We start from the raw sequence: 13,942 nt of genomic DNA on the forward strand, positions 1-13,942 counted from the left end.
AACACCGAACAACCTCAGGACAGCACCGCGGCGGGCGCCGAGTACGCACAGCTGTTGACCGCCGCGATCTCCCGCGCGGTCGTGTTCCGCAGCCGGGTCAGCCGCATGGGGCCGATCCAGTCGCAGATCCAGTCCCAGTGCAGCGTCACGTAGCCGCCGGGCCTGATCTCGGGTGCGAGCGTCTGCCCGTCCCGCCGGAACCTCGCGAGCTCCGCCGTCGGCGGCGCGAGGCTGAGGATCCCGTTCTCCCAGATGAGGTGCCTGCTCTCGACCAGCGCGGTGTCGCCCTCGATCGACAGCACCTGCCCGCAGCGGATCCGGCACTTGTCGAGCACCTCGAGCGGCCCGTCGACGTGCCCGTTCCGCAGCAGCCCCACCCACGGGTACACGGCGAACACGTGGAAGTTGTGGTGCGGGGTCCCGCCGGCGGTGACCGCCGCGACCAGCCGCTCGAACTCCAGCCGGGTGAGACGCGGCCGGAACCTCTCCTCGAGGGACGAGGCGAAGGACGCTCCCCCGCAGCGGTCCAGCTCCGGCCCGCCGAGCCAGTAGGTCTCCACCACCACCGGGTCGAGCGGCGCCCGTCCCAGGCACTCGCCGATGTGCTCCAGGTACGGCCACGCCCCCTCGAAAGCCCGCACCACCTCCTCGAGACCGGGCCCGGACGCGCCGGCGCTCACCCTCTCGAGGAGCTCGTCGGCGCGGTCCGGACCGCAGTAGCCCAGGTCGTTCGGCGGGAAGGCGTAGCGGCCGAACAGGAGCGCGCCCTTGTCGGTGGGCGCGAGGTCGCCGGCGGGCGGCGCGGGACGATGCGGGGCGTGGGGGCGGTGCAGCTGGTCGGGACGATGCGCGGTGTCGGTCATGAGGCGGCCCTCCTGGGAGCGGGGTTGCGATGGCGAGCAGGAGCGAGCCACACGAGCAGCCCGCCGGTGAGCATGAGCGCGAGCCACGGCGCCTGCGCGCCCAGAGCGGCCCCGTCGAGCACACCCGCGAGCGCCGCCGTCACCAGCGCGCCCAGCACGAGCACCGCGGTCACGTCGACCGCCTGAGCCCGCGCGAGCGCCTGGTGCCACGTCAGCACGTAGCCCGCGAGCAGCACGCCCGTGACGATCACCCACGACCACTGCGCAGCGGTCGCGGGCATCACGGCCCCCAGCCTGCCGGTGGCGCCGCACCACGCGAGCAGCGCGAGCGATCCTCCGGCCATGCGGGCGATCGACACCGTCCACGGCGTCATCCCCGCCAGCAGCCGCTTCGCGACCACCACCTCGACGGCCCACAGCGCCGTCGCCCCGGCGACCAGCACGGTCCCCGGGTCCCCCATCAGACTGATGTCCCCCGCCAGTCCGACCTGCGCGAGGACCAGCAGCGCCACCGCCGCCAGGTGCCACCAGGTCAGACGTTCGCGCAGCACCACCACGGCGAGCAGCGCGACCCCCACCACCAGCAGCTTGTGCAGGAACGCCGCCTGCGTCGACGCGGTCGACGCGAGCCCTTCGAAGAACATCACGAACGGCACCGCCCCGCCCAGCACCGCGACATAGGCGAGCCCGGCCCACTGCCCCGGCCGTGCCGACCGGGTGAACGATGCGGCGCTCCCCCCACGCGAGCGCCGCACCGTCGCGAACACCAGCCCGATCACCAGCGCCGCCATGAGGTTCTTCGCGGTCGTGTACGCGGTCGCGTCGCCGTACGCGGCGACCCCGTTGCCGTTGACGTACACCGCCACGCCGGAGATCAGCGCGGTCACCCCGGCGAGCGCGAGCCCCGTCCGCCTCGCAGCGTTCATGACGCCACCTCCATCGGCTCCTGCAGGTGCCAGGCGTGGCGGATCTCCAGCGCATCGCGCGCCCGCTCCGGCTCGAGCTCCTCGAGCACGATCCCGGAGTTGATCAGCACCCACGTGCCCGGCGTCGGCACCACTCCCGGGATGAGCGCGGCCGCGTCCCGCAGCCTCGCTCCGACGCGCACGCTCAAGCGCCCGTCGGCGTCGACGGACTCGACGCGGCCGATCTCACCCAGGCACATGGCTACTCCTTCGCCTGACCCACGAGGTGCTCGTGCAGCAGCTTGCGGGCGTCGCGGTCGGTCAGCCGCTCGATGGCGAACCCGGCCTTGACCAGCACCCAGTCGCCCACCTCGATGTCCTCGTCGACGAACGACAGCTCGAGCACCTCCTCGCGCATGCCGTCGTGCTCGACCACCGCGCGCCCGTCCTGATGCACCTCGACCACCTTGGCGAGCTCCGTGTCCTGCATCACCGCACCTCTTCCGTGTCCATCTCCTTGAGCGCGACGAGCACGGCATGCACCGCATCGTCGACCCGCTCCGTGACCTCCGGGGACATCCGACCGTGCTGGAACGTGGCCGCCTCGACGCCCACCACGGTGACCCGCCGCGGCAACGTGCCGAGCGTGCGCGACAGCTCGACTGCGCCCGCCAGCCCGAAGGCATGGCTGCCGCCGCGACCCGCGGCCGTGAAGGCGTGCGTGGGGAGCGGCTCCGCGCCGGCTCCCACCTCGCGCACGTGCACCGCGCCCGGCGGCCCGCCCGAGGCGACCGCGTCGATCACCACGGCGCCCGCGGCGCCGTCCCACGCCTGCGACAGCGACAGCGGGTCCTCCAGGGGGATCACCCGCACGTCGCACAGGCCGATCTCCCCGATGCGCTCCGCGACCACGCCGCCCACGGCATCGTCCCCTCGATCGGGGCTGCCGAGGCCGATGACCAGCTTCTCGCTCATGATCGCTTCACCCGCAGGTCCAGGAAGTGGGTGGCGCAGGAGATGCACGGGTCGTAGTTGCGGATGGCCTCCTCGCAGCGGTGGGTGAGCATGTGGTCGTCGAGGTCGGCCCACTGCTCGGCCGCGGTGCGGAGGTCCATCTCGATCGACGCCTGGTTCTGGGACGTCGGCGGCACGATCTGCGCGTCGGTGATGATCCCCTCCTCATCGATGACGTACCGGTGCCAGATCAGCCCGCGCGGGGCCTCGGAGGCGCCTATGCCCTCCCCCGCCCGGGGCGCGACCGGTACGGACGGCGGATAGCCGTCGCGCCAGTGGTCGATGATGCTGAGCGCCTCCTCGAGCGCGTACACGAGCTCGACGGCCCGCACGATGATCGACTTGAACGGGTTCCGGCACGTCTCCCCGAGCCCGGCCTTGAGCGCCGCGTCCTGCGCGAGCGGGCTGAGCTGGTCGAAGTTCAGCGAGTAGCGCGCGAGCGGGCCCACGAAGTAGGTGCCGCCGTCGAAGCGCGCATGCAGCGCGTTCGAGTGCTCGACGTGGAACTCCTCGATGTGCTGGGCGAGCTCGGCGACCGGGAAGCGCACACCGGAGGTCGCGACCACCTCCGTGCCGCGCTCGAGCGGGTAGCCCTCGGGGTGGCGCAGCGCGACGTACGTGTACTCCTGCTCCATGGCGGGGAAGTCGAAGGTCGACACCAGCTCGACGGCCGCGAGCGCGTCCTCGAGGCTCTGCGCCAGGTCGGCGCGCAGCGTCAGCAGCTCGGCCACGGTGGGCATCCGGTAGAAGCCGCCGACCTTCACGTTGACCGGGTGGATCGCGCGGCCGCCGACCACCGTCATGAGGTCGTTGCCCGCCTTCTTGATGCGCAGGGCCATCGTGACCACGTCCGGCATGACCTTCGCCATGTCGAGCGCGCTCTCGTAGCCCAGGAAGTCGGGCGCATGCAGCATGAAGATGTGGAGGGCGTGGGACTCGATCCACTCGCCGCAGTACAGCAGGCGCCGCATCAGCTGGATCTCGGGCGTGGTGGTCACCCCGCAGATGGTCTCCATCGCCTCGGTGCTCGCCGACTGGTACGCCACCGGGCAGATCCCGCAGATGCGCGCCGTGATGTCCGGCGGCTCCGTGAACTTGCGGCCCCGCAGGAAACCCTCGTAGAACCGCGGCGGCTCGAAGATGTTGAGCTTGACGTCCACCACCTTCCCGTCGCGGTACTCGATGTGCATGCCGCCCTCGCCCTCGACGCGAGCGAGCATGCCGACGTGCATCACCTGCCCGCCGTCCTTCAGCTGATGGGTCATCGCGCACCCGCCTCCACGGCCTCGGACGCCGCCCGGAACTCCGGCGCCCCCGCGTTGAAGGTGCGGTACACCCGGACGATGTCCCGGTCGTCCATCCCCAGCTCCGCCAGCTGCCGGGTGAGCGCCGCGGTGTTGGGCGAGTCCGACGGCCCGAAGCAGCCGTAGCAGCCGCGGCCGTAGCTGGGGCACAGCGCCCCGCAGCCGGCCTGCGTGACCGGGCCCAGGCAGGGCGTGCCGGTGGCGACGGGGACGCAGAGGTTGCCCTTGAGCTTGCACTCGACGCACACCGAGTAGGTCGGGATCCGCGGCTTGCGACCGTTGAGGTACGCGGCGAGCACCTCGACCAGCTGGCCCTTGTCCACCGGGCAGCCGCGCAGCTCGTAGTCGACGTCGACGTGGCTGGCGATCGGGGTCGAGGTGTCGAGCGTGGAGAGGTACTCCGGGTGGGCGTAGACGATGCTGCGGAACGCGTCCACGTCCGCGAAGTTGCGCAGCGCCTGGATGCCGCCGGCGGTCGCACAGGCGCCGATGGTCACCAGCGTGGCGGACTGCTCGCGGATCTCGTGGATGCGGCGCACGTCCTCGGGCGTGGTGATGGACCCCTCGACCAGGCTCAGGTCGTAGGGCCCGGCGACGATCGCGCGGGTGGCCTCCGGGAAGTAGGCGATGGTGACGGAGTCGGCGATCTGGAGGAGCTCGTCCTCGCAGTTGAGCAGGCTCAGCTGGCAGCCGTCGCAGGAGGCGAACTTCCACACCGCGAGCTTGGGCTTGGGTTCCGCGGGCGTCGCCTCCGCGGGGGTCTCGGCGTGGGGATGCGTGTGCGGGTGGCCGTGCTCCGCCGTGTCCTCACCCGCGCTCGCGGGGGACGATGCAGCGATCGGGATGTCGCCCATGACACGCCTCCTCTTGCGACGGTATGCCGCGAGAGGTCAGACGAAAGGGACCTAGGTCCGGGGACGAGCGGGAAAGACTACTCCGCGGAAGCCTCGCGGGACTCGTTCGCCACGCCGTAGGGCACGTGGACGCCCATGATGAAGCTGGTGGCGTCCTCGAGGTGGGTGGCCTGGTCGTCGAAGAAGATGTGCGGGCGCATCACCTCGAGCACCCGCGCCTTGGACACGCCGCCCAGGAAGAACGCGTCGTTGACCTCGACGCCCCAGTCGCGCAGGGAGCGCACGGCGCGCTCGTGGGACGGGGCCGCGCGGGCCGTGACCAGGGAGATGCGCAGGCGCTCCTCGTAGGCCGGGTCGGACTCCTTGCGGGCCCGCTCGAGCGCCTGGATGCGGTTGAGGTCCTTGAGCAGCGGCTGCAGCAGTCCCGGCTGGAGGGCGTGCTCGCGGCGGGTGACCTCGTGGTCGCGGAACGCCTCCATGCCGGCGGACTTGAAGATCCGCTCGGAGCCGTCGTCGGCGAGCACGCCGTCGAAGTCGAAGGCGATCCTGAGGCCGGGGTCGGCCGGGTCGTAGGCGGCGGCCGAGGGCAGGACGTGCCCCGCGGGGAAGCCGGCGGCGATCGCATCGTCCACGTCCGCGCGGTTGCCCGAGAGGAACAGGGACATCTGCAGCGCGCCGATGTACTGGTAGGGCGCGACGCCCTGCGTGAAGACCGCGCGGGTCATCGTCAGCCCGTGGGCCTCGATGGAGCGCATGACGCGCAGGCCGGTGCTCGGGTCGTTCTGCGACAGCACGATGATCTCGACCACCGGGTCGCCGTCGCGCAGATCGTTGAGCGCGAGCAGGCGCTGGACGAACGGGAAGGCGGCGCCGGGCTCGAGCACCTCGTCGATCCGCTCGTCCTGGTACCGGCGGTAGGCGTACTCGCCGTGCTCCCGGAAGTAGGCGTCGGACTCGGCCAGGTCGAATAGCGCGCTGGAGGCGACGCCCACCACGAGACGTTCGTCGAGTTCGTAACGCATGCGCGGGAGGGCTCCTCAGGGTCCGGGGTCGGACTATCGACCTTACCCGCCCCCACCGACGCCGGGCACCGGGTGCACCAACTGTTCACACGGCCGCAACGCGACGGCTACAGCTGACGCACCGCCATGAGGGGCTCGAGCCGGTCGTAGCCCAGCACGGGCCCGTCGACGCAGATGAACAGCTCCCGCAGCTGGCAGTGACCGCACAGCCCCACGCCGCACTTCATCGACCGCTCCATGCTGAGCCGGATCCGGTCCTTCGGGATGCCGCGGGAGACCAGCGAGGTCGCGGCGGACCGCATCATCACCTCGGGCCCGCACACGAAGGCGAAGGCGTTCCGCGGGTCGAAGCCCGCGCGCGTCACCAGCTCGGTGACGAACCCCACCTTGCCCTTGTACCCGTACGGCGCGTTGTCGACCGTCATCTGGAGGTTGACATCGTTCAGGTCCGCCCAGCGGTGCATCTCGTGGCCGTAGAGGATGTCGTCGGGGGTGCGGGAGCCGTAGAGCAGCAGCACCTTGCCGTACCGCTCGCGGTGCGAGAGCACGTCGAGGATCGCGGGCCGCAGCGGCGCCAGGCCGATGCCGCCGGTGACGAACACGACGTCCCGGCCCTCCGCATCGTCCACGTCCCAGGAGGTCCCGAAGGGGCCGCGGACGCCGACCTCGGTGCCGGGCGCGGCCTCGACCAGCGCGCGGGTGACGGCGCCGACGTTCCTGATCGTGTGCTCGAGCGGGGCCGGGCTGCGGGGGTCGCCCGAGATCGAGATCGGCACCTCCCCCACCCCGAACGCGTGGAGCATGGTGAACTGCCCCGCCCGGAACTCGAGCGGCGGGCCGTCGACCGGGTCGAGCAGCAGCGTGAAGGTGTCGCGCGTGTCCTGGCGGACGTGGGTGATGACGTAGCGCCGCGGGACCATCGGGTCCGTGGTGTGCGCGGGGGACGATGCGACGGAGGCGGTCATGGCGCACCTGCCGCGTGGGTGGGATCGCCACCGACACTGTTGACGCTGCGGATGTCGTCCATGACACGCCTCCACCGTCGACCGTATGCCTCCCACGGGCGTGCGGGAGGGACCTTGGTCCGGGGCTGGCGATGTGGGCGCTCACCTGGGTGGAGTCCCGGCGGGTAGAGCGACAACACGAGGGATAACACCTAGATTGACACCAGGCCAACGGGGAGGCGTCGGATGAGTCGAGGTGCGCGATGACCACCGGCTCGACCCCTGTCCACCGCAGCGCCCTCGAGCGCCTGCAGCGGACCGTCTACTTCGCGACGGGGCTCGCGACCGCGCTGTTCGCGGCGCTGCTGTCGAGCGGGCCCAACGGGTTCGTCGCGCAGCTGGACCAGCTGGTGGTCCCGTTCGGCGCGTTCACCGTGCTGGTGGGCAATGCCGTGCCGGCGAGCCTCGCGATCCTGGCGTGGGTGCTGCCGATCCGCGCGCTGCGGATCCTGGTGACGGGGTCCGCGGCGGGGTTCGTCGCCTCGCAGCTCCTGTGGGTGCCGATGATGACGGCGGACACGCTGGCGGACGGCGCGGCGCCGTGGCTGCAGGGCTTCGGGGCGATCTACGCGACGCTGCTCGCGGTCGCGTGGGGGAAGCCGATCGTATGGGTGTTCCCGATCGTCCAGGGTCCGATGGTCGCGACCGTCGAGTATCTCTCCGCCGGAGGGAACCTCGAGCAGTCGCTGCTGGACGGCATGGGCGCGCTGGTGACCAACCTGATCCTGATGGGCGCCGGCGCGGGAGCCGTCAACGCGGCCGCCCGGCAGGACCAGGAGGCGGAGCATGCACGCGCGGTGGCGGCCCACGAGGCGGCGCTGCGCACCGCGGAGCGCGAGCAGGCACGCATCAACGCGCTGGTGCACGACGACATCATGTCGGTGCTCCTCGCCGCCGTCCGCACCCCCGACTCCCCCGCCGTGGCGGAGCAGGCGCAGCAGGCGCTCGCCTCCGTCGCGACCATCCGGGAGAGGCGCACCCGCGCCTCGGCCTACGCGCCCGGCGAGGTGGTCGCGGTGCTGCGGACCACGGCGAACGAGGTCGGCGAGGACATCGTGGTGACGTCGGACGTGACCACGCTGGAGCATGTCCCGGCGCAGGTGGTCGCCGCCCTCGCGGAGGCGACGCGGGAGGCGCTGCGCAACAGCATGATCCACGCGGGCGGCCCCGACGTCCGACGCGAGCTCGCCGTGACGATCACGGAGGGCGAGGTGCACGTCACCGTGCGCGACGACGGGCGCGGCTTCAACCCCCGCACCGTGCCGCCGCGCCGGCTCGGGCTCGCGGTCAGCATCCACGGGCGCATGAACGCGCTGTCGGGCGGCGGGGCCCGCGTGGTCTCCTCCCCCGGCGCCGGCGCGAACGTCGAGCTGTGGTGGCGCGCGGAGGACGTCCAGTGAGCGCGCCGGTCGACGTACAGGCGCCCGCCGCGGCGGGCGCCGTCTCCCCGGAGTCCGCACCCCGCGCGCGCGGGACGGACATCAGCCAGCTGGTCGGGCTGCACACCAATGGCGCGCTGATGATCCTCGGGGTCTACCTGATCTCGAACGTGGCGTTCGTGGCGACAACCGCGGACATCCTGGTCCACCCGTGGGCGTCGTGGCTGGCGGTGGCGCTGGTCTCCGTGGGAGGCGTGGTCGTGTCGCGGCCGCACCCGGACCCGTTCTCGAGCCGGCTGACGTACCTGGTCATGGCGATCGTCGTGGTGTCCACGGTGCTGGTCGCGTACGCGCTGCCGGACTCAGGCTCACTGGGGCGCGCGACCTGGCACCTCGGGGCGAACACGTGGCTGCTGTGGTTCCTGATCCTGCGGCGCCGCATCATCCGCGCGTGGATCACAGGCGTGCTGATGCTGCTGATCACCATGGCGTGGGCGGAGCTGTCGGGGCGCGGCCTGGTCTCAGGGCTCATGCTGGCGAGCCCGCAGGTGATGCTGCTGCTGATCGCGACGCTGTTCGGCGCGGGGCTGCGCCGGTCGACGACGCGCATCAACGCGCTGGCGCAGCGTTCGCTCGACGCGGCGGCGGCCGCCGGCGCCGTCGAGGCGGCGCGACGCATCCAGGACCAGCGTGCCGACGAGCTCGCCGAGGTCGCCGTGCCCGTCCTGACGGCGATCGCGACCGGAGCGGCGCTGACGGACGATGCGCGGGCCGAGATCATCCGCGTCGAGGCCCAGCTGCGGGACTCGGTGCGCGGCCGCGGGCTGGCGATGCCCGCGGTGGTCGCGGCGGCGACCCGCGCCCGCGAGCGCGGGGTCGAGGTGACGCTGCTGGACGACCGGAACGTGCCGCTGACCGGGGAGGAGTCGATGGCGGTGGTCTCCGCTGTCGTGTCCGCGCTGGACTCGGTGGTGAGCGGGAGCGTGACGGCGCGGCTGCTGCCCGTGGGGCGCGAGGAGCTCGCGACCATCGTGTCGCAATGCTCCGACGGGGAGTCGGAGCGCGCGGTTGTAGCGTCGGAAGGGGGCTGAAGGGTCATGGGACGCCTCAGCATCGACCTGTTCTGCTCGCTCGACGGGGTCGCGCAGGCGCCCGGCGCGCCCGACGAGGACCCGTCGGGCGGGTTCCCGTTCGGCGGCTGGCAGGCGCCGCTGGGCGACGCGATGGTCGGCGAGAGTGTGATGGCGGGCATCGAGTCGCTGGACGCCCTGCTGCTCGGGCGGGTCACCTATGACATCTGGCGGGCGTACTGGCCGTTCCACGAGTCGGGACCGGCGGGGGCGATCGGGCGGAAGTTCGGCGACGTGCCCAAGTACGTGGCGAGCCGGGGCGATGTGGATCTGTCGTGGCGGGGGTCGTCGCGGGTCGGGGCGGATATGGTCGCCGAGGTGCGTGAACTGCGCGAGCGGCACGCGGACCTGCACGTGATCGGCAGCATCGACCTGGTGCAGACGCTGCTGGCGCACGACCTGTTCGATGTCCTGACCCTGTGGGTCTACCCGGTGGTGCTCGGGCAGGGCAAGAAGGTGTTCCCCGACGGCGCGACACCCGCGACGCTCGCACTGCTGGAGCCGCCCGTCATGGGGCCTAGCGGAGCGGTGCAGCTGCGCTATGGGCCCACCGGGCGTGGTGTCGCAACCGGGACGATGGAGGGGTAGCGGACGATGCGCCGGGCGCCGCCGCGCTCAGCCCACCTCACCGAAGGGGTACCGCACCACGGTGAACGGCCAGGCACGGGCCAGCCACTCGGGCACGAACGCGTCGACCGCCGCACCGAGGCCCGCGGGCGCGTCGGCGACCACCCACCAGCTGACGTCGGCCACGGGGCCCGCCGCCGCATTGTCCCCCTCCTCGGCGGGATCGATGTAGACGCACCCGAGGAGGCGGTCCTCGGCGGTGGGGAGGATCGCGTAGTTGAAGGACTCGTGGGCGACCATCTCGCGCGCGTGGCGGGCGAGGTCGTCGCGGTCGGCCTCGGCGCTCATGTCGGCGGGAGGCCAGCCCCACGCGTCGCCGTACTTGGCCCAAAGCATCGGCTGGTTGCCCATGACGGCGGGCATGTCGATCGCGAGGTCGTCGGGGCTGATGGGGCGCAGGTGGATGCCGTCCGTGAGGTCGACGCGGAGTGGGTGAACGAACTCAGCGGGCAGCCAGATCATGGCTCATTGTCGGCTCCCGCTATGGTGCGCGGCCCGGTACTTGAGGCGTGTCGCGCGGCGCGGGCGCTGTCCTCGCTCCACCACCGCCCGCGCCTATGCGGACGATCCGGCGCTCGCCATGCGACCGAGCGCGGCGGCCTCCTCGGTGATGTCGATGCCGACGGGGCACCAGGCGATGCATCGTCCACAGCCCACGCAGCCGAGCATGCCGAACTGGTCCTCCCAGCTGGAGAGCTTGTGGGTGATCCACTGGCGGTAGCGGGCCTTCACGTCGGCGCGGAGGGGGCCGCCGTGGATGTAGCTGAAGTTCTCGGAGAAGCAGGAGTCCCAGACGCGGTGGCGTTCGGCGTTGTCGCCGGCGAGGTCGCTGCTGTCCTCGATGGTGGTGCAGAAGCACGTGGGGCACACGAGCGTGCAGTTGGTGCAGGCGAGGCACCTGCTCGCCACGTCATCCCAGCGGGGTGACTCGGCGGAGGCACGGAGGACGTCGTGGATGGTCGAGGTGTCGATGCTGCGGGTCTGCCGCGCGGCGGCGGCGTCGGTGATGGCGACGGCCTCGTCGTGGTCGTGCTCGGTGCCGGGGGTGGCGCCGGCGGCGTCGGCAACCTCGCGGCCGGCGTCGGTGCCGATCTCGACGATGAAGTGGTGCTCGCCGTCGTGCAGCGACTCGGTCAGGAGCAGGTCGTAGGCGGGCTGCTGGGTGTCGGGGTCGGTGGCGGCGGGGCGCGGGCCGGTGCCCATGGAGGCGCAGAAGCAGGTGGCGGCGGGGTCGGCGCAGGCGACCGCGACCACGAACGTGCCGGCGCGGCGGGCCGCGTAGTGGGCGTCGACGTACTGGCGGCTGGCGAGGACGCGGTCCTGGATCTCGGTGGCGCGGAGGTCGCAGCTCCGGACGCCGACGAGGGCGACGGGCGCGGCGGCGTCGGCGCCGTGCTCGACGGAGAAGTGGTCGTGCTCGCGGCGGCCGTGCCAGATCACCTCGTCCGCGGGGAAGAACACGGGCTTGGTGGACTGGGCGGGGGCGGCGAAGCCGAAGTAGGCGTCGTCGTCGCGCTTCCGCAGCCGGTACTCCCCCGGTTCCTGGCTGTCGCCGACGCCGCGTGGCAGGTCGTCGGCCGTGAAGAGGTCACCGGTGACGATCGCGTCGCCCCGGACGGTGGGCCCCATCACGCGATACCCGCGGCGCCGCAGCTCCGCGATGAGCGCGTCGAGGCCTTGGATGTCGAGAATTCGGATGTCGCCCATGACATGCCTCCAGGTTCGAGGCTAGGCGTGTCAGCGGGGGGCGCGAGGGACTTTGGTCCCCGGCAGGGACGATGCGGGTCGCAGCGCGGGCCCTTGGCATGCCTAGCGCGAGTAGGCACGTCGGCGTCCAGCAGCCGCCAATCTCGTTGTGCACGGACTGGCACCAGCGGCGACCAGACGGCGGGTCCCCGGCGCGGGGCGCTCCGTGTATGTCCTCCACAACCAATCCACCAGCACAATCAGGCGTCGGTAAGGCTCAGCTCCTTCGTAAGTGCAGGGTGAACTTGGAGCGAGCCAGTTTCAGTCGCCTTGAGGAAGCGGTCCTGGTACCGGTAGATGGTCGTAGACCCACCCTTGCGACCACCGGCACGCAGCACTCCGACAACCGATGACTCGAAAAGGTGGTCCAAGACACGTGCTGCATCAGCTGGATCTACGCCACTCGAAATCGCGACTTCGTTCCACTTCGCGAGGGTGAACGTGCGTCGCTCCAGACCCTTGAGCGCATTTATGACGGCAACGATGTTGGGCACATGTTCCCCGATCTCGTCCTTGAGTTCGTTCAGGATGTGTCGGCTGTATGCAACTTCCGCGTCGTACACATCCTGACGCTCGACCACGGCATGACCATTCCCGAGCGCTGTTTCACGAGCGTAGATCGCGAAAGCGACGACGTCTCGCGGCCGCCCCAACGCCCGCTTGATCATGTACTTGAGCGGACTCGTTTTCTGGCGCATGCGCTCCGTAGTGAACACGGCCGCCCAACCCTCACCTTCGGGCACGCCAGCCGTCTTATGTATGCGGTAGTCAATCACGCGGGCAAGATCGTCGTCGGTCCAGTCTAGATTCACAGTGTCCTGACCGATCTTGTTCTTGTCGTTGAACGCAATTCGTTCCCACAGATCCGTCCTCAGGAACACAACGACAGGCGCCGTGCCATCGACCTCAAATAGTCGCGCATAGTGTCGTGCAGCTCGCACGGCACCTCCAATGAGTCGCAGCGACTCTTCCGAGCCATCCCACGCATCATCAAGGCGGTCGATGAGTGCGGTCACCGGCTTCCGCATCGCAGCTTGCGCAAGAAGGCTCTCCAGTTGCTCAAGCAACTGCGCCGTATCCCGGTCAAACACCTTCTCGTCAGGATCTCCAAGTTCGATCCCTCCAAGGCTCGCTAGTCCCGTGATAGACGGCAATTCGACTTTGCGCACCCGGGCGAGCCAGTCCACGATCGCTGCCAGCGCTCCCCTATTAGCCCCAGCGCCCAGCTTCCGGAGAATCATTGCTCCTCGGAACCTCTCACGAAGGCGCATGTCCTTCCGGCATTCGAGGTACATCGATACCGCAATGGCCAGGCGCCAAGAGGCTGCATAGGCAAATGCATCACTGACACCCGTGTCGCGCAACACGCGATGGGCAGCGAACACATAGTTCTCAAGGTCGAGCTCCACTGCCCGACCCTCGACGTTCGCCGCGACATGCTTGAATAGCGCGGTCTTTCCCGAGCCTTTGCGCCCGACCACAAGATACTTGCCGCGAAGCGCCGCGCCCGCAGTTCCGACCTCGATGAAGTAGTCGAGAACATTGGCGTCTTGCTCTGCATCAAGCCGGCCGAAATCGACAGTGTCAAGGAGCCCAGTAGTGGTTGCTGCCATGACGCGACACCATACCGGGTCTATTCCGACGCGCGTCGCCCGCTCGGGACCCGATGACTTCACCGTTCTTCGTCTCTATCAGCATCTATAGAAGCATCGAGACGTTCCAGTCGCATCGCTCCGATCGGCTCAGAGCGGCGGTGGGGGTCTTCCCTCGACCCGGTCGGATGCTCACCCGTCCATCAAACATGAGCCCGGGATCTCGCACCGGCGCGGAGGGCTCCACGCCAAGAGACGCGACCCTGCGCCGACGTGGCCAAGGCGTGCGACAACGCTGGCCCCGAGCCCGCCGGGCCACGCTCACGCTCGGCGTGCGCAACTCACGCGCCGACACCGCGTCATCGCACTTGCGCCCGCACGCCTACTCGCGGACGTCCATAGCGGCCTGCGAACCGCTCAGGTCGCGTCGCGAACTTCCAGAGTTGCTCAACGAAGTAAAGTGTCCGCGACGAGCTGATGTGCCCGGTTGTCGACAGGTCGG

General features: G+C 70.5%; 15 protein-coding genes. 3 read left to right on the forward strand and 12 right to left on the reverse strand.

The annotated features are described in order from the left end of the window. Positions 1–14: 14 nt before the first annotated feature. The 9 genes from QQX10_RS04645 to QQX10_RS04685 form a co-directional block, all read right to left on the reverse strand. Complete coding sequence (locus tag QQX10_RS04645; protein WP_301118516.1) at positions 15–863, reverse strand: DUF6390 family protein; 849 nt, start codon at positions 861–863, stop codon at positions 15–17. After that, on the reverse strand, positions 860–1,789 hold the full coding sequence (locus QQX10_RS04650) for an EamA family transporter (protein WP_301118517.1): 930 nt from the start codon (positions 1,787–1,789) through the stop codon (positions 860–862). The genes QQX10_RS04645 and QQX10_RS04650 overlap by 4 nt, the downstream gene beginning before the upstream one ends. After that, positions 1,786–2,028 (reverse strand): HypC/HybG/HupF family hydrogenase formation chaperone, encoded by a 243-nt coding sequence (locus QQX10_RS04655; protein ID WP_301118518.1) that lies wholly within the window; start codon positions 2,026–2,028, stop codon positions 1,786–1,788. The genes QQX10_RS04650 and QQX10_RS04655 overlap by 4 nt, the downstream gene beginning before the upstream one ends. A gap of 2 nt (positions 2,029–2,030) precedes the next feature. After that, positions 2,031–2,258: a HypC/HybG/HupF family hydrogenase formation chaperone gene (locus QQX10_RS04660; RefSeq protein ID WP_301118519.1), complete on the reverse strand. Its 228-nt coding sequence runs from the start codon at positions 2,256–2,258 to the stop codon at positions 2,031–2,033. Next, positions 2,258–2,743: a hydrogenase maturation protease gene (locus tag QQX10_RS04665; RefSeq protein ID WP_301118520.1), complete on the reverse strand. Its 486-nt coding sequence runs from the start codon at positions 2,741–2,743 to the stop codon at positions 2,258–2,260. The genes QQX10_RS04660 and QQX10_RS04665 overlap by 1 nt, the downstream gene beginning before the upstream one ends. Then, entirely contained in the window at positions 2,740–4,047 is a 1,308-nt protein-coding gene (locus QQX10_RS04670; protein WP_301118521.1) for a Ni/Fe hydrogenase subunit alpha, read from the reverse strand. Before QQX10_RS04670 ends, QQX10_RS04665 begins: the two co-directional genes overlap by 4 nt. Beyond that, positions 4,044–4,940 carry an NADH-quinone oxidoreductase subunit B family protein gene (locus QQX10_RS04675; protein WP_301118522.1) on the reverse strand — a complete coding sequence of 299 codons (897 nt, stop codon included), beginning with the start codon at positions 4,938–4,940 and terminating at the stop codon, positions 4,044–4,046. Before QQX10_RS04675 ends, QQX10_RS04670 begins: the two co-directional genes overlap by 4 nt. A gap of 77 nt (positions 4,941–5,017) precedes the next feature. Next, positions 5,018–5,962 (reverse strand): 5'-nucleotidase, encoded by a 945-nt coding sequence (locus QQX10_RS04680; RefSeq protein WP_301118523.1) that lies wholly within the window; start codon positions 5,960–5,962, stop codon positions 5,018–5,020. Positions 5,963–6,069: 107 nt separating this feature from the next. Continuing rightward, positions 6,070–6,927: an FAD/NAD(P)-binding protein gene (locus QQX10_RS04685; RefSeq protein WP_301118524.1), complete on the reverse strand. Its 858-nt coding sequence runs from the start codon at positions 6,925–6,927 to the stop codon at positions 6,070–6,072. Between the two features lie 242 nt (positions 6,928–7,169). Between QQX10_RS04685 and QQX10_RS04690 the strand changes: the two genes are divergently transcribed. Genes QQX10_RS04690 through QQX10_RS04700 form a run of 3 tightly spaced genes read left to right on the forward strand, consistent with a single transcriptional unit; the run spans position 7,170 to position 10,063 of the window. After that, the gene (locus tag QQX10_RS04690) at positions 7,170–8,366 is read left to right on the forward strand and encodes a sensor histidine kinase (protein WP_301118525.1); all 1,197 of its coding nucleotides are present in this window, start codon (positions 7,170–7,172) and stop codon (positions 8,364–8,366) included. Beyond that, on the forward strand, positions 8,363–9,436 hold the full coding sequence (locus tag QQX10_RS04695) for a DUF8320 family protein (protein ID WP_301118526.1): 1,074 nt from the start codon (positions 8,363–8,365) through the stop codon (positions 9,434–9,436). Before QQX10_RS04690 ends, QQX10_RS04695 begins: the two co-directional genes overlap by 4 nt. A 6-nt stretch (positions 9,437–9,442) precedes the next feature. After that, positions 9,443–10,063 (forward strand): dihydrofolate reductase family protein, encoded by a 621-nt coding sequence (locus QQX10_RS04700; protein WP_301118527.1) that lies wholly within the window; start codon positions 9,443–9,445, stop codon positions 10,061–10,063. Positions 10,064–10,090: 27 nt separating this feature from the next. Here the strand turns inward: QQX10_RS04700 and QQX10_RS04705 are convergent, their stop codons facing one another. The 3 genes from QQX10_RS04705 to QQX10_RS04715 form a co-directional block, all read right to left on the reverse strand. Next, entirely contained in the window at positions 10,091–10,564 is a 474-nt protein-coding gene (locus QQX10_RS04705) for a GNAT family N-acetyltransferase (RefSeq protein WP_301118528.1), read from the reverse strand. A 93-nt stretch (positions 10,565–10,657) separates the two neighbouring features. After that, a complete protein-coding gene (locus tag QQX10_RS04710; RefSeq protein WP_301118529.1) occupies positions 10,658–11,809 on the reverse strand; it encodes a 4Fe-4S dicluster domain-containing protein in 1,152 nt (383 codons plus the stop codon). Between the two features lie 239 nt (positions 11,810–12,048). Continuing rightward, the gene (locus tag QQX10_RS04715) at positions 12,049–13,461 is read right to left on the reverse strand and encodes a P-loop ATPase, Sll1717 family (RefSeq protein WP_301118530.1); all 1,413 of its coding nucleotides are present in this window, start codon (positions 13,459–13,461) and stop codon (positions 12,049–12,051) included. Positions 13,462–13,942 lie beyond the last annotated feature (481 nt).

It is taken from the genome of Demequina lignilytica, from assembly GCF_030418305.1.
In the GTDB taxonomy this organism is placed as follows: Bacteria; Actinomycetota; Actinomycetes; order Actinomycetales; family Demequinaceae; genus Demequina; species Demequina lignilytica.

What these genes read in the sequence shown, in the direction of transcription:
- QQX10_RS04645 (WP_301118516.1), bottom strand. Translation starts at nt 863, where the DNA reads ATGACCGACACCGCGCATCGTCCCGACCAGCTGCACCGCCCCCACGCC.
- QQX10_RS04650 (WP_301118517.1), bottom strand. Translation starts at nt 1,789, where the DNA reads ATGAACGCTGCGAGGCGGACGGGGCTCGCGCTCGCCGGGGTGACCGCG.
- QQX10_RS04655 (WP_301118518.1), bottom strand. Translation starts at nt 2,028, where the DNA reads ATGTGCCTGGGTGAGATCGGCCGCGTCGAGTCCGTCGACGCCGACGGG.
- QQX10_RS04660 (WP_301118519.1), bottom strand. Translation starts at nt 2,258, where the DNA reads ATGCAGGACACGGAGCTCGCCAAGGTGGTCGAGGTGCATCAGGACGGG.
- QQX10_RS04665 (WP_301118520.1), bottom strand. Translation starts at nt 2,743, where the DNA reads ATGAGCGAGAAGCTGGTCATCGGCCTCGGCAGCCCCGATCGAGGGGAC.
- QQX10_RS04670 (WP_301118521.1), bottom strand. Translation starts at nt 4,047, where the DNA reads ATGACCCATCAGCTGAAGGACGGCGGGCAGGTGATGCACGTCGGCATG.
- QQX10_RS04675 (WP_301118522.1), bottom strand. Translation starts at nt 4,940, where the DNA reads ATGGGCGACATCCCGATCGCTGCATCGTCCCCCGCGAGCGCGGGTGAG.
- QQX10_RS04680 (WP_301118523.1), bottom strand. Translation starts at nt 5,962, where the DNA reads ATGCGTTACGAACTCGACGAACGTCTCGTGGTGGGCGTCGCCTCCAGC.
- QQX10_RS04685 (WP_301118524.1), bottom strand. Translation starts at nt 6,927, where the DNA reads ATGACCGCCTCCGTCGCATCGTCCCCCGCGCACACCACGGACCCGATG.
- QQX10_RS04690 (WP_301118525.1), top strand. Translation starts at nt 7,170, where the DNA reads ATGACCACCGGCTCGACCCCTGTCCACCGCAGCGCCCTCGAGCGCCTG.
- QQX10_RS04700 (WP_301118527.1), top strand. Translation starts at nt 9,443, where the DNA reads ATGGGACGCCTCAGCATCGACCTGTTCTGCTCGCTCGACGGGGTCGCG.
- QQX10_RS04705 (WP_301118528.1), bottom strand. Translation starts at nt 10,564, where the DNA reads ATGATCTGGCTGCCCGCTGAGTTCGTTCACCCACTCCGCGTCGACCTC.
- QQX10_RS04710 (WP_301118529.1), bottom strand. Translation starts at nt 11,809, where the DNA reads ATGGGCGACATCCGAATTCTCGACATCCAAGGCCTCGACGCGCTCATC.
- QQX10_RS04715 (WP_301118530.1), bottom strand. Translation starts at nt 13,461, where the DNA reads ATGGCAGCAACCACTACTGGGCTCCTTGACACTGTCGATTTCGGCCGG.